17 protein-coding genes are annotated in these 17,216 nt (G+C 60.7%); 10 read left to right on the top strand and 7 right to left on the bottom strand.

Features of this window, described 5'->3' with window-relative positions:
- Positions 1-48: 48 nt before the first annotated feature.
- On the bottom strand, positions 49-963 hold the full coding sequence (locus PSH57_RS07565) for a DUF808 domain-containing protein (RefSeq protein WP_305388777.1): 915 nt from the start codon (positions 961-963) through the stop codon (positions 49-51).
- A gap of 131 nt (positions 964-1,094) precedes the next feature.
- Here PSH57_RS07565 and PSH57_RS07560 point away from each other — a divergent pair, with 131 nt between their 5' ends.
- Positions 1,095-1,700: a TetR/AcrR family transcriptional regulator gene (locus PSH57_RS07560; protein ID WP_305388776.1), complete on the top strand. Its 606-nt coding sequence runs from the start codon at positions 1,095-1,097 to the stop codon at positions 1,698-1,700.
- 131 nt (positions 1,701-1,831) lie between these two features.
- Here PSH57_RS07560 and PSH57_RS07555 read toward each other — a convergent pair whose 3' ends face one another.
- Both PSH57_RS07555 and PSH57_RS07550 read right to left on the bottom strand, forming a co-directional pair.
- A complete protein-coding gene (locus tag PSH57_RS07555) occupies positions 1,832-2,290 on the bottom strand; it encodes an REP-associated tyrosine transposase (RefSeq protein WP_305388775.1) in 459 nt (152 codons plus the stop codon).
- Between the two features lie 212 nt (positions 2,291-2,502).
- Positions 2,503-2,940 carry a GlcG/HbpS family heme-binding protein gene (locus PSH57_RS07550; protein ID WP_305416460.1) on the bottom strand — a complete coding sequence of 146 codons (438 nt, stop codon included), beginning with the start codon at positions 2,938-2,940 and terminating at the stop codon, positions 2,503-2,505.
- Positions 2,941-3,206: 266 nt separating this feature from the next.
- Between PSH57_RS07550 and gcl the strand changes: the two genes are divergently transcribed.
- The 8 genes from gcl (at position 3,207) to PSH57_RS07510 (ending at position 12,996) form a co-directional block, all read left to right on the top strand.
- Positions 3,207-4,982: a glyoxylate carboligase gene (gene gcl, locus PSH57_RS07545; protein WP_305388773.1), complete on the top strand. Its 1,776-nt coding sequence runs from the start codon at positions 3,207-3,209 to the stop codon at positions 4,980-4,982.
- A gap of 127 nt (positions 4,983-5,109) precedes the next feature.
- Positions 5,110-5,892 carry a hydroxypyruvate isomerase gene (hyi, locus tag PSH57_RS07540; RefSeq protein WP_305388772.1) on the top strand — a complete coding sequence of 261 codons (783 nt, stop codon included), beginning with the start codon at positions 5,110-5,112 and terminating at the stop codon, positions 5,890-5,892.
- Between the two features lie 158 nt (positions 5,893-6,050).
- Complete coding sequence (locus PSH57_RS07535; RefSeq protein WP_305388770.1) at positions 6,051-6,941, top strand: 2-hydroxy-3-oxopropionate reductase; 891 nt, start codon at positions 6,051-6,053, stop codon at positions 6,939-6,941.
- Positions 6,942-7,088: 147 nt separating this feature from the next.
- Entirely contained in the window at positions 7,089-8,369 is a 1,281-nt protein-coding gene (locus PSH57_RS07530; protein WP_305388768.1) for a glycerate kinase type-2 family protein, read from the top strand.
- On the top strand, positions 8,359-9,774 hold the full coding sequence (gene pyk / locus PSH57_RS07525) for a pyruvate kinase (protein WP_305388766.1): 1,416 nt from the start codon (positions 8,359-8,361) through the stop codon (positions 9,772-9,774). The genes PSH57_RS07530 and pyk overlap by 11 nt, the downstream gene beginning before the upstream one ends.
- Before the next feature lie 123 nt (positions 9,775-9,897).
- On the top strand, positions 9,898-10,800 hold the full coding sequence (locus PSH57_RS07520; protein ID WP_305388765.1) for an urea transporter: 903 nt from the start codon (positions 9,898-9,900) through the stop codon (positions 10,798-10,800).
- Positions 10,801-10,821: 21 nt separating this feature from the next.
- Positions 10,822-11,646 (top strand): ion transporter, encoded by an 825-nt coding sequence (locus PSH57_RS07515; protein WP_305388763.1) that lies wholly within the window; start codon positions 10,822-10,824, stop codon positions 11,644-11,646.
- 144 nt (positions 11,647-11,790) lie between these two features.
- Positions 11,791-12,996 carry an MFS transporter gene (locus tag PSH57_RS07510; protein ID WP_305388762.1) on the top strand — a complete coding sequence of 402 codons (1,206 nt, stop codon included), beginning with the start codon at positions 11,791-11,793 and terminating at the stop codon, positions 12,994-12,996.
- 62 nt (positions 12,997-13,058) lie between these two features.
- On the opposite strand, the gene PSH57_RS07505 is transcribed toward PSH57_RS07510, so the two are convergent.
- The 4 genes from PSH57_RS07505 to PSH57_RS07490 form a co-directional block, all read right to left on the bottom strand.
- The gene (locus tag PSH57_RS07505) at positions 13,059-13,250 is read right to left on the bottom strand and encodes a PLDc N-terminal domain-containing protein (RefSeq protein ID WP_047229615.1); all 192 of its coding nucleotides are present in this window, start codon (positions 13,248-13,250) and stop codon (positions 13,059-13,061) included.
- 71 nt (positions 13,251-13,321) lie between these two features.
- Positions 13,322-13,852, bottom strand: a complete 531-nt coding sequence (locus PSH57_RS07500) for a hypothetical protein (protein WP_305388761.1) — start codon at positions 13,850-13,852, stop codon at positions 13,322-13,324.
- A 250-nt stretch (positions 13,853-14,102) separates the two neighbouring features.
- A complete protein-coding gene (locus PSH57_RS07495; RefSeq protein ID WP_305388760.1) occupies positions 14,103-14,621 on the bottom strand; it encodes an ankyrin repeat domain-containing protein in 519 nt (172 codons plus the stop codon).
- Positions 14,622-14,715: 94 nt separating this feature from the next.
- Positions 14,716-16,542, bottom strand: a complete 1,827-nt coding sequence (locus tag PSH57_RS07490) for a long-chain-acyl-CoA synthetase (RefSeq protein ID WP_305388758.1) — start codon at positions 16,540-16,542, stop codon at positions 14,716-14,718.
- A 354-nt stretch (positions 16,543-16,896) separates the two neighbouring features.
- On the opposite strand from PSH57_RS07490, the gene PSH57_RS07485 reads away from it, so the two are divergent.
- Positions 16,897-17,175 carry a DUF3509 domain-containing protein gene (locus tag PSH57_RS07485; protein ID WP_042732342.1) on the top strand — a complete coding sequence of 93 codons (279 nt, stop codon included), beginning with the start codon at positions 16,897-16,899 and terminating at the stop codon, positions 17,173-17,175.
- Positions 17,176-17,216 lie beyond the last annotated feature (41 nt).

Here is a 17,216-nt window from a genome sequence, read left to right as displayed (position 1 = left end):
CGCCTTCGCGAGCAAGCCCGCTCCCACAGTTGTCATGTGTTGTCAGCTTCAGCTTTTCAGCGCTTTCCAGACCTTGCCGACTACCATCACACCCGCCAACACCAGCGCCCCCGCCACGATCCCGGCCACCGCATTAAGCAGCAACGGCACGATGAACCCGGCGCCGCCAGCACTGGCCGCTACACCTTCGATCCAGTGATGCACCACCGGCACGCCATGGGTCAGGATGCCGCCGCCCACCAGGAACATCGCCGCCGTGCCGATCACCGACAGGCCTTTCATCATGTAGGGCGCGGCGCGCAGGATGGCACCACCGATGCTCTTGGCCCATTGCCCCGGCTTCTGCGTCAGCCATAACCCGAGGTCATCGAGCTTGACGATCCCGGCCACCAGGCCATAGACGCCAACCGTCATGACGATGGCGATGCCCGACAGCACGATCACCTGCTGGGTCAGCGGTGCATTAGCGACGGTGCCGAGGGTGATGGCGATGATTTCCGCCGAGAGGATGAAGTCGGTGCGTATCGCACCTTTGATCTTGTCCTTTTCGAAGGCCACCAGATCGACCGCCGGATTGGCCACGGCCTCGACCAGTTGCGCATGCTCGGCCTGGTCTTGCGCCTTGCTGTGAAGGAACTTGTGGGCCAGTTTCTCGAACCCTTCGAAACACAAGTAGGCGCCCCCCACCATCAACAGCGGCGTCACCAGCCAGGGCACGAAAGCGCTGATGGCCAACGCCGACGGCACCAGGATCAGCTTGTTGATGAACGACCCCTTGGCCACCGCCCAGACCACCGGTATTTCCCGCTCGGCACGCACGCCTGACACCTGCTGGGCATTGAGCGCCAGGTCATCGCCGAGCACGCCGGCGGTTTTCTTGGCGGCCATCTTGGTCATCAATGCAACATCGTCGAGTACCGTGGCGATGTCGTCGATCAGCAACAGCAAACTGCTTCCGGCCATGGAGGAGCTCCTTGAATAATAATGCTGCGCAGCATAGCGCGCCCGACGTAGCCTCGGGGCATTCTTGAGCGCCTCTGGAGGCCGGTGCTACCATGCGCAACCGCCAGAACAGGCAAGGAACCCCTGGGTTTATGAGCACTATCCGCGAGCGCAACAAAGAACTGATCCTGCGTGCCGCCAGCGAAGAATTTGCCGACAAGGGCTTCGCGGCGACCAAAACCAGCGATATCGCGGCCAAGGCGGGCCTGCCCAAACCCAACGTCTATTACTATTTCAAATCCAAGGAAAACCTCTATCGCGAGGTACTGGAAAGTATCATCGAGCCAATCCTCCAGGCCTCAACCCCGTTCAACGCCGATGGCGTGCCCGGCGAAGTGCTGAGCCACTACATCCGCTCCAAGATCCGCATCTCCCGCGACCTGCCCTTCGCCTCAAAAGTCTTCGCCAGCGAAATCATGCACGGCGCCCCCCACCTGAGCGCCGACCTGGTCGAACAACTCAACGCCCAGGCCCGGCACAACATCGACTGCATCCAGACCTGGATCGACCGCGGCCAGATCGCCCCCATCGACCCCAACCACCTGATGTTCAGCATCTGGGCAGCCACCCAGACCTACGCCGACTTCGACTGGCAGATCAGCGCCGTGACCGGCAAGGCGAAACTGGACGAAGCGGATTATGAAGCGGCGGCGCAGACGATTATTCGGTTGGTGTTGAAGGGGTGTGAGGTGGACTAAAAAATTGCGGAACGCCCATTCGCGAGCAAGCCCGCTCCCACAGGGTTCGATGGCGGACCAAAAATTATCAAACACCGCCAATCCCTTGTGGGAGCGGGCTTGCTCGCGAATGGCGGCAACTCGGTATTGGATCAAACCCAAATCGCATCCCACAGCGGATAGTCACCCAGTCGCTCCACCAGACCCGCCCGCAACGGATTCGCGACCACATAACGAGCGAGCTTTACCAAGTCTTCCTCCCGCCGTAATGCACAGTCATGGAACCCCTGCTGCCAGAGATTCCCCGTCCTGCCAACCGCCTCGTTGACCCCCTTGGCACTTAAGGATTTCACCTGGCACATCAACTGCCCCAAGGATCCGCGATACAGTTGGATCAACCAATGGAAATGATCAGGCATAACGACAAAAGCCAGGGAATCAGCAATGCCCTGCTCCTGTACCTCCTTGAATTGACGGATGACTATCCTGCCCAAGCCATAGTCCTTAAAGACAGGCCCGCGCCCGCGCGTATTGGCTGTCAGTAAATAGATGCGGTTTTGCTCTGCATAGCGACCGATGCGCAGACGATGTGAAGCTGCACGTAAAGGCATCCGTTGCCCCCCCTTTCCCAATAAAGTTTTGAAAGGCTAGCGCTGTGAATGCAGCATCATGGTCAAACTTTTAGCCGGATGTGTCTGGTCGATTGCTTTCGCGAGCAAGCCCGCTCCCACAGGGGATTTGCTGTGTTCAAACATTTTGTGTCCATCATCGGACCTGTGGGAGCGGGCTTGCTCGCGAAAGCGATAGTCACTTCACCGCAGCATCAAACCACCCCCGCATCCGCCTTCAACCCCACCCCTCCCACGGCCGTGATCGCAACCTGCTCATCAATGTCCGAGGTATCGCCACTGATGCCGATGGCGCCCAACACCCGCCCATCCTGATCCCTGATCAACACCCCCCCCGGTGCCGGCACGACGCTGCCCTGCCCCAGGCCGTTCAACGCGGCGAAGAAGGCCGGGCGTTGTTGGGCGTCCTGGGCGAGCAGGCGCGAGCCCTTGCCCAGGGCGATGGCACCCCAGGCCTTACCGATAGCGATCTGAGGGCGAAGCAGGCTGGCGCCGTCTTCGCGTTGCAAGGCAATCAGGTGGCCGCCGCTGTCCAGGACCGCAATGGTCAGTGGCGCAGCGCTGATTTCGCGGCCTGCGGCAAGGGCTTGCCCCGTCAGGTTGACGGCAATTTTCAAGGTTAAAACGCTCATGAGTGCTGTCCTTTTTTTGTTGTGGGAAGCGTTCCCGGCATTGCTTTCGGAAAAACCAGACGCATACAATAGAACACAATGATTTTATTTTTTGTATACAATAATTCCAACAACACATCCTGTGCGACGAAAAGCCACAGCGTTTACGGCCTTCCGACGAATGAAACAGGTGCTTGAGGAAATGGATTGACCTGCGCCGCCCGCCGTGAATACACTCTACGCAAAGCCACTTGTATACAATTACAAAACGTAAGAGGCACAAAACCATGAGCAAAATGAGAGCAATCGAAGCCGCCGTTCTGGTGATGCGCCGTGAAGGCGTGGACACCGCCTTCGGCATCCCGGGTGCCGCGATCAACCCGCTGTACTCTGCCCTGCAAAAGGTGGGTGGCATCGATCATGTCCTCGCTCGCCACGTTGAAGGCGCCTCCCACATGGCCGAGGGCTACACCCGCACCAAGGCCGGCAACATTGGCGTGTGCATCGGCACCTCGGGTCCGGCGGGGACCGACATGGTGACGGGGCTCTACAGCGCTTCGGCCGACTCGATCCCGATCCTGTGCATCACCGGCCAAGCGCCCCGCGCCCGCCTGCACAAGGAAGATTTCCAGGCTGTGGATATCACCAGCATCGTCAAGCCGGTGACCAAGTGGGCAACCACCGTCCTGGAACCGGGCCAGGTGCCGTACGCTTTCCAGAAGGCCTTCTTTGAGATGCGCTCCGGCCGGCCGGGCCCGGTGCTGATCGACCTGCCGTTCGACGTGCAGATGGCCGAGATCGAGTTCGACATCGATGCCTATCAACCGCTGCCTCTGGCCAAGCCTGCGGCCAACCGCGTGCAGATCGAGAAGGCCCTGGCCATGCTCGATCAGGCGGAGCGCCCCTTGCTGGTGGCCGGTGGTGGGATCATCAACGCCGATGCCAGCGAGCTGCTGGTGGAATTCGCTGAGCTGACCGGTATCCCGGTGATTCCCACATTGATGGGCTGGGGCACGATTCCAGACGATCATCCATTGATGGTCGGCATGGTCGGCCTGCAAACCTCTCACCGCTATGGCAATGCGACGCTGCTCAAATCAGACGTGGTGCTGGGCATCGGCAACCGCTGGGCCAACCGCCACACCGGGTCGGTGGATGTCTACACCAAAGGCCGCACCTTCATTCATGTGGACATCGAGCCGACCCAGATCGGCCGTGTGTTCACCCCGGACCTGGGCATCGTTTCCGATGCTGCCTCGGCACTGACGGCGTTCATCGAAGTCGCCCGCGAATGGCAAGCCGCCGGCAAACTGAAAAACCGCAGCGCCTGGCTGCAGGACTGCCAGCAGCGCAAGGCCAGCCTGCAGCGCAAGACTCACTTCGACAACGTGCCGGTCAAGCCCCAGCGTGTGTACGAGGAAATGAACCAGGTGTTTGGCAAGGACACTTGCTACGTCAGCACCATCGGGCTGTCGCAGATCGCCGGGGCGCAGTTCCTGCACGTCTACAAACCGCGCCACTGGATCAACTGCGGCCAGGCCGGCCCGTTGGGCTGGACCATCCCGGCAGCGCTGGGGGTGGTCAAGGCCGACCCGAATCGCAAGGTCGTGGCGTTATCGGGCGACTATGACTTCCAGTTCATGATCGAAGAGCTGGCGGTAGGCGCACAGTTCAAGCTGCCGTACATCCACGTGGTGGTGAACAACTCCTACCTGGGCTTGATCCGCCAGGCCCAGCGTGGATTCGACATGGACTACTGCGTGCAACTGTCCTTCGACAACCTCAACGCACCGGAACTCAACGGTTATGGCGTGGACCACGTCGCCGTGGCCGAGGGCCTGGGTTGCAAGGCGCTACGGGTGTTCGAACCGTCCGGCATCCAGCCAGCGCTGCGCAAAGCCCAGGAGCTGATCGAGGAATTCAAGGTACCGGTGATCGTCGAGATCATCCTGGAACGGGTGACCAACATTTCCATGGGCACCGAGATCAACGCCGTCAACGAATTCGAAGACCTGGCGCTGGTGGGCAACGATGCGCCGACAGCGATTTCATTGCTCGACTGACTGCCTTGTGGGAGTGGGCTTGCTCGCGAAGACGGCTTCAAATCCAACAAAGATGTTGGCTGACACAGCGCTTTCGCGAGCAAGCCCGCTCCCACAGGGATCTACAAATATTTACCGGAGACCCACCATGCCGCGTTTCGCAGCCAACCTGTCCATGCTGTTCACCGAGCAGGATTTCCTCGCCCGTTTCGAAGCGGCCGCCAAGGCCGGTTTCACGGGCGTCGAATACCTGTTCCCTTATGACTACAGCTCCGCCGAGCTCAAGGCGCTGCTCCAGGCCAATGGCCTGACCCAAGTGCTGTTCAACCTGCCGGCCGGCGACTGGGCCAAGGGCGAGCGCGGCATTGCCTGCCTGCCGGACCGGGTTGAAGAGTTCCGCTCCGGCGTTGACCTGGCGATCGCTTATGCCCAGGTGCTGGGCAACACCCAGGTCAACTGCCTGGCCGGGATTTGTCCGCAGAACTGCGACAAGGCCCTGGTGGAGAAAACCTTCGTCGCCAACCTGAAATATGCCGCCGAGAAGCTGCAAGCCAAAGGCATCAAGCTGGTGATGGAAGCCATCAACACCCGTGACATTCCCGGTTTCTACTTGAACAACACCACCCAGGCCCTGTCGATCCGCGAGCAGGTGGGCAGCGCCAACCTGTTCCTGCAATACGACATCTACCACATGCAAATCATGGAAGGCGACCTGGCCCGGACCCTGTCGGCGCACCTGGGTCAGATCAACCATGTGCAACTGGCGGACAACCCGGGACGCAACGAGCCGGGGACCGGCGAGATCAACTACCGCTTCCTGTTCGAACACCTGGACCGCATCGGTTACCAGGGCTGGGTCGGCTGCGAATACAAACCGCTGACCAGCACGGAAGCGGGCCTTGGCTGGCTGAAAAGCCATAACGCGGTCTGACCCAACAAATCCCTTGTGGGAGCGGGCTTGCTCGCGAAGGCGGTGTGTCAGCTCACGAATATGCGGTCTGATACACCGCCTTCGCGAGCAAGCCCGCTCCCACAGGAAAGCAGTCCCTCATTTGCTTGAAGCAACGATAACAACAAGAGGATTTTCTCATGGCTAAAATCGGATTCATCGGCACCGGCATCATGGGCCATCCCATGGCAATGAACCTGCAAAAGGCCGGGCACAGTCTGTTCCTGAGTCAGCACCACGACCCGGCCCCCGCCGATCTGCTGGCCGGCGGCGCGGTGGCGCTGGCCAACCCGAAGGAAGTCGTCCAGGAAGCCGAGTTCATCATCGTTATGGTCCCGGACACCCCGCAGGTCGATGACGTGCTGTTTCGCGCCGATGGCGTGGCGGCCGGCGTGGGCGCGGGCAAGGTGGTCATCGACATGAGTTCGATCTCCCCCACCGCCACCAAGGCGTTCGCGGCCAGGATCAATGAAAAAGGCGCGCAATACCTCGATGCCCCCGTGTCCGGTGGTGAAGTCGGCGCCAAGGCCGCCACGCTGAGCATCATGGTCGGTGGCGACAGCGCCGCTTTCGAACGCGCCCTGCCGCTGTTCCAGGCCATGGGCAAGAACATCACCCTGGTGGGTGGCAACGGCGACGGCCAGACCGCGAAAGTGGCGAACCAGATCATCGTCGCGCTGAACATCCAGGCCGTGGCCGAAGCCCTGCTGTTCGCCGCGAAAAACGGCGCCGATCCAGCCAAGGTTCGCGAAGCGCTGATGGGTGGTTTTGCCTCCTCGAAGATCCTGGAAGTACACGGCGAGCGCATGATCAAGGGCACCTTCGATCCGGGCTTCCGCATCAGCCTGCACCAGAAGGACCTGAACCTGGCCCTGCAAGGCGCCAAGGAGCTGAACATCAACCTGCCCAACACCGCCAACACCCAGCAAGTGTTCAGCACCTGCGCGGCCATCGGCGGCAGCAACTGGGATCACTCGGCGCTGATCAAGGGCCTGGAGCACATGGCGAGTTTCTCGATTCGCGATAACTGACACATCCCCCTGTGGGAGCGGGCTTGCTCGCGAAGGCAATCTTTCTGTCAATAAAGTATTGACTGACACACCGCCTTCGCGAGCAAGCCCGCTCCCACAAGGGGGTCTGCGTTGCCCTTCAAATAACAAGAATCCCGGGAGTCCGCCATGTCGGTCGATCCGCAACATTTGCTCCGCGAGCTGTTTGCCACAGCCATCGACGCGGCCCATCCGCAGCATGTCCTTGAACAGTATCTGCCCAGCGACCGCAGCGGCCGGGTGATCGTCATCGGCGCCGGTAAGGCGGCCGCGGCGATGGCGCAGGTGGTCGAGCGCTGCTGGCAGGGCGACGTCACTGGTTTGGTAGTGACCCGTTATGGCCATGGTGCGCCCTGCCAGAAGATCGAAGTAGTGGAAGCCGCTCACCCGGTGCCGGATGCGGCGGGCCTGGCGGTGGCCCAACGGGTGCTGGAGCTGGTCAGCAACCTTAACGAAGACGACCGGGTGATTTTCCTGCTGTCCGGCGGGGGCTCGGCGCTGCTGGCGCTGCCGGCAGCTGGCATCACCCTGGCCGACAAGCAATCGATCAACAAGGCTTTGCTCAAGTCCGGCGCCACCATCGGCGAGATGAATTGCGTGCGCAAACATCTCTCGGCAATCAAGGGCGGGCGCCTGGGCAAGGCCTGCTGGCCGGCGACGGTCTACACCTATGCGATTTCCGATGTGCCCGGCGACCTCGCCACGGTCATCGCCTCCGGCCCCACCGTGGCCGACCCCAGTACATCAGCCGAAGCCCTGGCGATCCTCAAGCGCTACAACATTGAAATACCGGCCGCGGTGCGCAACTGGTTGCGAAGCCCGGAGTCGGAAACCGTCAAACCCGGCGACCCGAGCCTGGCCCGCAGTCACTTCCAATTGATCGCCCGCCCCCAACAATCACTGGAAGCGGCGGCGGTGAAAGCCCGCCAGGCCGGTTTCAGTCCGCTGATCCTCGGCGACCTGGAAGGCGAATCCCGGGAAGTGGCGAAAGTCCACGCCGGCATCGCCCGGCAAATTGCTCTGCACGGCCAGCCTCTGGCGGCGCCATGCGTGATCCTCTCCGGCGGCGAAACCACGGTCACCGTGCGCGGCAATGGCCGGGGCGGACGCAACGCAGAATTCCTGCTCAGCCTGACTGACAACCTCAAGGGTCATCCAGGCATCTACGCACTGGCCGGTGACACGGACGGCATCGACGGTTCCGAAGACAACGCCGGCGCCATCATGACCCCGGACAGTTATCGCCGTGCCGCCGAACTGGGCCTGAGCGCCAGCGACGAGCTGGACAACAACAACGGCTACGGCTATTTCGCCGCGCTGGAGGCGTTGATCGTCACCGAGCCGACGCGCACCAACGTCAACGACTTTCGCGCCATCCTGATTCTTGAGAACCCCAACCATGACGCCTGATAAAAAGGTCAAGATCCTCGCGACCCTCGGCCCCGCTACCCGTGGGGTCGATGACATCCGTGAACTGGTGCACGCCGGTGTGAATATTTTCCGCCTGAACTTCAGCCACGGCGAACATGCCGACCACGCCCAGCGCTACCAGTGGATTCGTGAAGTCGAGCAGCAGCTCAACTACCCACTGGGCATTCTGATGGACTTGCAGGGCCCGAAACTACGAGTGGGCACATTCGCCGACGGCAAAGTGCTGCTGCTACGCGGCCAGGCTCTGCGCCTGGATCTGGACGCTACGCCCGGCGATGAACAGCGGGTCAACCTGCCCCACCCACAGATCATCGCGGCCCTGGAGCCCGGCATGGACCTGCTGCTGGACGACGGCAAGCTACGCTTGCGTGTGACCGCCAAGCATGCCGATGCCATCGACACCCAAGTGCTCAACGGCGGCGAACTGTCGGACCGCAAAGGCGTGAATGTACCCCAGGCCGTGCTCGACATGAGCCCGCTGACCGCCAAGGACCGCCGCGACTTGAGCTTCGGCCTGGAGCTGGGCGTGGACTGGGTGGCGCTGTCGTTCGTGCAGCGCCCCGAGGACATCCGCGAGGCGCGTGCGTTGATTGGCGACAAGGCATTCCTGATGGCCAAGATCGAGAAACCGTCGGCGGTGACCCAGCTTCGGGAGATCGCCGAACTGAGCGACGCGATCATGGTTGCCCGGGGTGACTTGGGTGTCGAAGTGCCGGCCGAAAGCGTGCCGCAGATCCAGAAGAACATCATCAGCACCTGCCGCGCCCTCGGCAAACCGGTGGTGGTGGCTACCCAGATGCTCGAGTCGATGCGCTTCTCCCCGGCGCCCACCCGAGCCGAAGTCACCGACGTGGCCAACGCCGTGGCTGAAGGGGCCGATGCGGTGATGCTGTCGGCGGAAACTGCCTCCGGCGATTACCCCCTCGAAGCCGTGCAAATGATGAGCAAGATCATCCGCCAGGTGGAGAACGGCCCGGACTACCAGGCGCAGTTGGATGTCAGCCGGCCGAAAGCCGAAGCCACGGTATCGGACGCCATCAGTTGTGCAATCCGTCGTATCAGCAACGTACTGCCAGTGGCCGTACTGGTGAACTACAGCGAATCGGGCAGTTCCAGCCTGCGGGCGGCGCGGGAGCGACCGACGGTGCCGATCCTCAACCTCACACCCAATCTGCAGGCGGCCCGCCGTTTGACCGTGGCCTGGGGCGTGCATTCGGTGGTCAATGACCGGTTGAAGCAGGTGGATGAAGTCTGTTCCACCGCTCTGGAAATCGCCCAGGCTCAAGGCATGGCCCAGCGCGGCGATACCCTGCTGATCACAGCCGGCGTACCGTTCGGGCAGCCGGGGTCGACCAATTCGTTGCGCATCGAAACCCTAATCTAGCGCCTGTACTGGCCCCTTCGCGAGCAAGCCCGCTCCCACAGAAGTTTTGTGAACGCCGCAAATCACCTGTGGGAGCGGGCTTGCTCGCGAGGAGATCGACTGGGTCCATCAGACATACCAACCATGCCCAACACCCACTGCCCCGACTGGGCCACCGCCCTGCTCAACGGCTTCAGCCAGATTTTCCTCCAGCGTCATCCGCTGTGTGGCCTGTTGTGCCTGCTGGCGATTCTCTTCACCGCACCCGCCTTGTTTGGCGGTGCGTTGCTTGGCGGCGTGGCCGGGTTGCTCACCGCCCAGCGGCGCGGTTACGCCAAGGTTGATCGACAGGCCGGACTGTTCAGTTACAACGGCATCCTGCTGGGCCTGCTATTGAGTCTCGCGTTACCTTGGTCAGCCGTGTTGCCGCCATTGATTATTGCCAGCGGCGGTCTCAGCGCGATGTTGACTCAGCAGTGGCTCAAGCGCAGCCGTGGCCCGCAGTGCCTGCCCGCCTACACCGCGCCGTTCGTGGCATTGGCTTGGTTGCTGCTGAGTGTTGCCCCGGCACAGCCGTCGCCCGTTTCGGTTGAAATGACGATGGCCAATTTGCTGGCCGCTTATTGGCGCGGGCTGGGCCAGGTCATGTTTCTCGACCAGCCATTAGCCGGCGCGCTGATCGCTGTGGGTCTGCTGATTGCCAACCCACGCGCCGCCGGGTGGACGATGCTGGGTTCAGCCGCAGGCCTGGCGTTCTCCCTGCTGCATCACGACACGACCCAAGCCCTGTTGGGGCTCGGCGGCTATAACCCGGCCCTGGTGGCACTGGCCCTCAGCCAACAACACCGCCAGCGATGGTTGCCGCTGGCGGGTATCGTGCTGGCGGTCATGCTCACACCGGGCTTTCTCGCCCTTGGTCTGGCGCCGCTGACCGCGCCCTTCATCCTGGCCTGCTGGCTGGTTCATGCCACCCACCGGGTGTGGCAGCCGGCCAGTCGCGACACTGCGCCTTGCACTTTGCGGGGCAATCACCCTAGGCTTCGCTGACTATTGGTTCAGGCGAAGGTTATGGATAGCAACAACTGGCGTGAACGCCTCTACGTGATCATTTTCCAGACCGACACCGTGGCCGGCCGACGCTTCGACAGCACACTGCTGTTGATCATCCTCGCCAGCCTGGTGATCGTAATGCTCGACAGCATCGACAGCGTGCACCAGAACTACGCGCCCCTGTTGGCTGCTATTGAATGGGGGTTCACCTTCATCTTCATCGTCGAATACGGTCTGCGCCTGTATTGCTCGCCCAAGCCCCTGCGCTATGCGTTCAGCTTCTACGGCCTGGTGGACTTGCTGGCGATCGTGCCCGGGATCCTGGCGCTGTACTACAGCGACGCCCAGTATCTGTTGATCGTTCGCATCATTCGCATGCTGCGGATTTTCCGCGTGCTCAAACTCAGCCCTTACCTCAAGCAAGCCAACTACCTGATGGCAGCGCTGCGGGGGAGCAAGCAGAAAATCATCGTGTTCCTGGTCAGCGTATCGACCCTGGTGACCGTATTCGGCACCTTGATGTACGTCATCGAAGGCCCCGCGAATGGCTTCACCAGCATTCCCAAGGGCATCTATTGGGCCATCGTCACGCTGACCACCGTGGGCTTCGGCGACATCGTGCCCAAGACGCCATTGGGCCAGGTGGTTTCGTCCCTGGTGATGATCACCGGTTACTCGATCATCGCGGTACCGACGGGTATTTTCACCGCTGAACTGGCCACGGCCATGCGCGGCGCCGACCAACTCAAGCATGATTGTCCGGTCTGCAGTAAAAACAACCACGATCATGGCGCCGCTTTCTGCTCCCGTTGCGGCAATGCGCTATTCAAGAAACTGGAATAGACAAGGCATTTTCAATGTTCACAGCCCCTTGAGGCTGCCTCATCATCAATGGCAAGCATGTCAGATATCAGCCACAAAGCCTGTTTCAGAGCCCGTTAACTCTTTAGCCTCACGCCACTCTTTCCATTCACTGACGAGATCGCCATGAGTGCCCACTCACCCACCTCGCCCGCCAGCACCAGCCTGACTCGCGGCATGGTCCTGCTGTTTGCCTTTTGCTGCGGCGCCATCGTTGCCAACATCTACTACGCCCAGCCCATTATCGAACTGATCGCGCCCGACGTCGGCCTGAGCAGCACCATGGCCAGCCTGATCGTCTCGCTGACCCAGATCGGTTATGCCCTGGGCCTGTTTTTCCTGGTGCCGCTGGGGGACCTGCTGGAAAACCGCCGCCTGATGATCCTCACCACCGTTGTGGCGATCGCCAGTCTGTTGGCGGCAGCGTTCACCGACCGGCCGAACGTGTTCCTGCTGGTTTCACTGCTGGTGGGATTCAGTTCGGTGTCGGTGCAAGTCCTGATCCCGCTGGCCGCGCACTTGGCCCCGGAAGAGTCCAGAGGGCGGGTCGTGGGCGGGATCATGGGCGGCCTGCTGCTGGGGATCCTACTGGCGCGACCGATCTCAAGCGTGGTGGCCGATCACTTCGGCTGGCGGGCAATGTTCATGATCGCCGCGGCCTTGATGGCGGCGATCAGCATCGTCCTGGCATTGACCGTGCCCAAGCGCCAACCTGACCACAGCGCCTCTTATGGCCAACTGCTGGGCTCGCTCGGTACCTTGTTGCGCCAGCAGCCGCTGTTGCGCCAAAGAGCCTTTTACCAGGCCTGCATGTTCGCCACCTTCAGCCTGTTCTGGACCGCCGTGCCGCTGGAGCTGTCGCGCAATCACGGCCTGTCGCAAACTGAAATCGCCCTGTTCGCCCTGGTCGGTGCCATTGGCGCCATCGCCGCGCCCATTGCCGGTCGCCTGGCGGATGCCGGACATACCCGCATCGCTTCGCTGCTGGCAATGCTATTGGCCAGCCTGAGTTTTCTGCCAGCGTTCATCCATCCGCTCTACAGCGTCATTGGCCTGGCGGTTACCGGTGTGGTGCTGGATTTCTGCGTGCAGATGAACATGGTCCTGGGGCAGCGCACCATCTACGCCCTCGATGCCAAAAGCCGCAGTCGTCTCAATGCGCTGTACATGACCAGCATCTTCGTCGGCGGCGCGTTTGGTTCATCGATTGCCAGCGCGGTGTACGAACATGGCGGCTGGTTGTGGGTGGTGATCATCGGCAGTGCTTTCCCGCTGATGGCCTTGCTGAGTTTCCTGAGCGCTTCGAAAAAACACTCACTGGCGACGGCCTGATACCGTCGCGGCAGGGTTGAACGCCCGGCGGCCGAGGCCTGCCGGGCACCTTCAAAGAGCGGTCAGATCCGCACGTTACCTCGCGGCCCGGCAATCGCCCAGATGATCAGGCCCAGCACTGGCAACAGAAGAATCAACAGCACCCACAGGACTTTCGCCCCCGTTCCCGCGCCACTCTTGAGCACATTGATGATCGCCCAGATATCGAGCGCCAGGATGATCAGGCCAATCAGGCCGTTGAAGGTGGAACCCATGGTGTCGCTCCCAGATGGTGATATGCACACTTAGGATAGCGGGGGCCCGGCGAGGGTTCCGTTTTATTGCTTCAGACGTGGACCGCAACCTTGAGCGCTTCCAGGGCCGGCGCGGTGACGATGCCGACTTCGGCGCACAGCTCCAGCACGCGCGGCACGTCGTTGCCGTACACCAGAACCATTTGCAGTTCATCGTCGAGCAACTGGCTGAAATTCATCAGCACATAGCCGCCGTTTTCCTTGTTCAGGCTGCTCATCTGGATCTGGATGCGATTGAGCGCCGTCAGGGCTTCGGTTTTCGCCAGTTGCTTGGGCTTGAGATTGAAGGCCACACCGGGGCCGAACGAGGCAACGATCTGTTCGAACAGTTCTACATAAGTATCAGCCTGGAACAACACAGTATCCGGCAGGCTCCCCACCACAACCCATTCGCCCAATGGCATCGGGAAGCTGTCGTCGTAGTTGATGTCCGGGTTGGCCGCCAGAAAAGCCGCTGGGTCGGCGTAGGCCTGGGCCGCTTCGTCAGCAATTTTCGCAATGTCCGCATCGCCCAGGCAGCCGGAGCTGATTTTGCTGATGAGTTCGACGAGTGCGGCTTTCATGGAGAACATCCTGTGGCGATTGGGTTTTGAGGGCGCGCAGGATAGCGCATCACATTGATTGAGTCAGAAAGCTGTGGCCAGGGAGCTTTTGTGGCGAGGGGATTTATCCCCGCTGGGCTGCAAAGCAGCCCCAAAAAATAACCTGACACACCGGGTTGTCAGGTTGTAGGGCCGCTTCGCGCCCCAGCGGGGATAAATCCCCTCGCCACAGAAGCAGCGTCAGACTTCAAGTACTCCCAACAGATAGAGATCAACCCAACAACTTCTCCAACTGCGCCGTGGTATCCACCGCGCCCATGGTTTTGGCTGCATCCAGGGCCGAGATGCCGTTGGCATCCTTGGCCTTGGGGTCGGCGCCTTTGCTGATCAGGTAGTCGACGATTTCCACACGATTGAACATCGCCGCCATCATCAACGCGGTGCGACCATCGAAGGAAGAGCCTTCCACCTGCGCCCCGCCATCCACCAGCGCGGTGACCACCGCCAGGTCGCCCTTGAACGCCGCACCGGCAATCGGGCTCTGGCCGTTGTCGTTGCGGATTTCCGGATCGGCCTTGTTTTCCAGTAATACCTTCACCGTCTCCACATGCCCGTGGTAAGCGGCCAGCATCAGCAAGGTATCGCCCTTGTGATTACGCAGGTTGGGCGGCAGGCCTTTGCTCAGCAAGGCGGCCATCATGGCGGCGTCGCCCTGGCGTGCGACATTGAACACCTGTTCGGCGAACTCCGCTGCCTCTTCCGGGGTCATCTGGCGGCTTGTATCGGACATGGGAAACTCCACTTAAGTCTTTGCAAAGCGGCTAGTTTCCCGAGGGACTCCAGGCCTGTCATCCCTTTTTTCTCTGCACCGTGCATAGCCAGAATCAATAACGGTACTGTCCTTGCTGAATCTGCGCCGCCAGTTGCCGGTCAACCCGCACATAGGTCGCGGTGCCAGGTAACCAGGCGTAGACCGGCTCATCGTCAGTGGCGCAAGGGTCGAAGGCTTCGCTCTTGAGACGGTTTTTCTGGTATTTGAAGGTGCCGGTGGTGTCCATTTTTACCTTGATGCGCAAGAACAACGGCACCGCATAGGCCGGCAATTTGCACTGCAAAAATTGCAACAGCTCAACAAAATCCAGGGTAGCCAGGGATTCGGACGGGGTAATCGCCGCCATCCCGGCACGGCCATTGGTGCCATTGATCTCGACGCCATAAGCCACCGCCTCGGCCACCTGCGGGTGCTGCAACAATACGTTTTCAACTTCCGTGGTGGAGACGTTCTCGCCTTTCCAGCGATAGGTATCACCGAGGCGATCAACGAACTGCCCATGGCCGAAACCGATGTTGCGCAGCAGGTCACCGGTATTGAAGTAACGGTCGCCCGGAACGAAGACATCTTTGAAGATGGTTTTTTCGGTCTTGGCCGGATCGGTGTAGCCGTCCAGCGGCGCCTTGTCGTCGATGCGCGCCATCAGCAGGCCCGGTTCACCCTTGGGCACTTTCTGCATCCGGCCTTGCAGGTTGCGCAATGGCGCTCCACTGTCATGGTCGTACTGCACCAGTTCCCAGCCCATCAGGGAAAACCCGACGGTGTTATCGAAATTCAGCACATTGGTGAAGCCGATATTGCCGTCGCTGGCCGCGTATAGCTCGCAGATATGGTCGACACCAAAACGCGTCTTGAAGGCCGACCAGGCCCCGGGGCGCAAGCCGTTGCCGATCATCTTCCTGACCTCATGCCGCCGGTCTTCAGCGCTGGTGGGTTGATCGACCAGATAACGACACAACTCACCGACATAGCCCAGGGTGGTGGCCCGGTAACGGCGAACGTCACTCCAGAACTGGCTGGCGCTGAACTTGCGCCGGATCGCAAACCCCGAGGCGCCGCAGATCGCCGCCCCCCAGCACACACAAAGACCCGTGGCGTGGTACAGCGGCAGCGTGCAATACAAAACATCCGCAGGCTGCATGTCCAGGGCGATCAAGCCGAAACTGGTGGAAGTGCGCATCCAGCGCCCGTGGCGAAAAACTCCGGCCTTGGGCAGCCCAGTGGTGCCCGAGGTGTAGAGATAAAAACACGGATCGTTGAAAAAAACCTGCTGACTGCTGGCCGGGTTTTCGCCTGGGTGACTGGCGCTGCTGCTTATCAAGTCGACGAAACCGCAAGGGGCGGCGGCGCTGTCCTGATCGGCCAACCACCAGGTTCGGCTGCCTGACAGTGAAGTACGGGCTCGCACGTCGTTGAAGGCCGCGACCCGTTCATCCCCGACCACCACAGCGACAGGAGCGACCAACGCCAGGCTGTGTACCAGCGCATCCCCGGTCTGCGAGGTGTTGACCATGGCGCTGACCGCACCGACCTTCGCCACCGCCAGCACCGTCACCAGCAACTGTGGCCGGTTCTCGATGAAAATCGCCACGCAGTCACCCTTGCCGATGCCCTGCGCCAACAGGTAATGAGCGATACGATTGGCCTGTTCATTGGCCTGTGCATAACTCAACACCGTGTCCCCATACAGCAACGCCGGCCCTTGGGGATTGCGCTGCGTGGCCTGCTCGAAATACCAGCCCAGGCCGCAAGGCTGGGTCGGGTCCTGGACGTTGGCGAGCTTCATGCCTTTGACGATACGGGGAATGGCCCTGGCAATCGTGGGTAGCTTGCGCAGCATCTTGCCCCAGGTAATGGCGTCGCTGGATGTACGACTCATGGTGACTCCCGTTCGACCTCGTGGGTCTCGGTTCTTGTTGTCGGGCTGGAGCTCAATTGCGCTCGAAATTACGCCAGCGATTCCGGGGCTGTACATGCGGTTTTTGCAATGTTTTGTATCCACCGCTCACGACAGGCGGAGCATGAGCGCCAGAAACCCAATTGGTTCAACAAAAGATCAGCCGACCACGCAAAATGCAGGATGCACGATGGCCATTCATGCAAGTTGCACGAAAGCAAAAATAGGGAAAATTATTAACCGATTGTTTTATAACGATTTTTAATAAAATCCAACGCTGGCACAGACACTGCAACTACCCCTCCACGGTTTGCCAATACCATGGAGCAGTCAAATATGAACATGATTCAAGAAAAGTTTGCGTCCCTGTTTTCCAACTACGAAGTGACCACCCAGGCCCGTCCGGATGGCGGTATCCTGCTGACCCTGCGCAACAGCGAAGGCAAACTGTTTAAACGCACAATTTCCTACGCTCAGTTGCACGCCGGGGACCAACTGTCCTGGGCGATCAGCGCGATCCGTCGCGACCTGGCGGAACAGGCCAGCGAGTTGCCACAGATCGCCATGCTGCAAAGCCAGCATCGTTTTGCGCTGCCGACCTATCACAGCGCCTGATCTTTTTTTGCGGGAGCGAATTTGCTCGCTCCCGCAGTCTG

Source organism: Pseudomonas hefeiensis, from assembly GCF_030687835.1.
Lineage (GTDB): Bacteria > Pseudomonadota > Gammaproteobacteria > Pseudomonadales > Pseudomonadaceae > Aquipseudomonas > Aquipseudomonas hefeiensis.
The sequence above is the reverse complement of the archived record's forward strand: the minus strand, read 5'-3'. Positions and strand labels throughout refer to the sequence as shown.

Excerpts from the sequence above, each read along its gene's own strand:
- PSH57_RS07510 (WP_305388762.1), top strand. The coding sequence starts at position 11,791 with ATGAGTGCCCACTCACCCACCTCGCCCGCCAGCACCAGCCTGACTCGC.
- PSH57_RS07535 (WP_305388770.1), top strand. The coding sequence starts at position 6,051 with ATGGCTAAAATCGGATTCATCGGCACCGGCATCATGGGCCATCCCATG.
- PSH57_RS07495 (WP_305388760.1), bottom strand. The coding sequence starts at position 14,621 with ATGTCCGATACAAGCCGCCAGATGACCCCGGAAGAGGCAGCGGAGTTC.
- PSH57_RS07485 (WP_042732342.1), top strand. The coding sequence starts at position 16,897 with ATGAACATGATTCAAGAAAAGTTTGCGTCCCTGTTTTCCAACTACGAA.
- PSH57_RS07500 (WP_305388761.1), bottom strand. The coding sequence starts at position 13,852 with ATGAAAGCCGCACTCGTCGAACTCATCAGCAAAATCAGCTCCGGCTGC.
- PSH57_RS07515 (WP_305388763.1), top strand. The coding sequence starts at position 10,822 with ATGGATAGCAACAACTGGCGTGAACGCCTCTACGTGATCATTTTCCAG.
- PSH57_RS07560 (WP_305388776.1), top strand. The coding sequence starts at position 1,095 with ATGAGCACTATCCGCGAGCGCAACAAAGAACTGATCCTGCGTGCCGCC.
- PSH57_RS07550 (WP_305416460.1), bottom strand. The coding sequence starts at position 2,940 with ATGAGCGTTTTAACCTTGAAAATTGCCGTCAACCTGACGGGGCAAGCC.
- gcl (WP_305388773.1), top strand. The coding sequence starts at position 3,207 with ATGAGCAAAATGAGAGCAATCGAAGCCGCCGTTCTGGTGATGCGCCGT.
- PSH57_RS07565 (WP_305388777.1), bottom strand. The coding sequence starts at position 963 with ATGGCCGGAAGCAGTTTGCTGTTGCTGATCGACGACATCGCCACGGTA.
- PSH57_RS07505 (WP_047229615.1), bottom strand. The coding sequence starts at position 13,250 with ATGGGTTCCACCTTCAACGGCCTGATTGGCCTGATCATCCTGGCGCTC.
- PSH57_RS07555 (WP_305388775.1), bottom strand. The coding sequence starts at position 2,290 with ATGCCTTTACGTGCAGCTTCACATCGTCTGCGCATCGGTCGCTATGCA.
- PSH57_RS07490 (WP_305388758.1), bottom strand. The coding sequence starts at position 16,542 with ATGAGTCGTACATCCAGCGACGCCATTACCTGGGGCAAGATGCTGCGC.
- hyi (WP_305388772.1), top strand. The coding sequence starts at position 5,110 with ATGCCGCGTTTCGCAGCCAACCTGTCCATGCTGTTCACCGAGCAGGAT.
- pyk (WP_305388766.1), top strand. The coding sequence starts at position 8,359 with ATGACGCCTGATAAAAAGGTCAAGATCCTCGCGACCCTCGGCCCCGCT.
- PSH57_RS07530 (WP_305388768.1), top strand. The coding sequence starts at position 7,089 with ATGTCGGTCGATCCGCAACATTTGCTCCGCGAGCTGTTTGCCACAGCC.
- PSH57_RS07520 (WP_305388765.1), top strand. The coding sequence starts at position 9,898 with ATGCCCAACACCCACTGCCCCGACTGGGCCACCGCCCTGCTCAACGGC.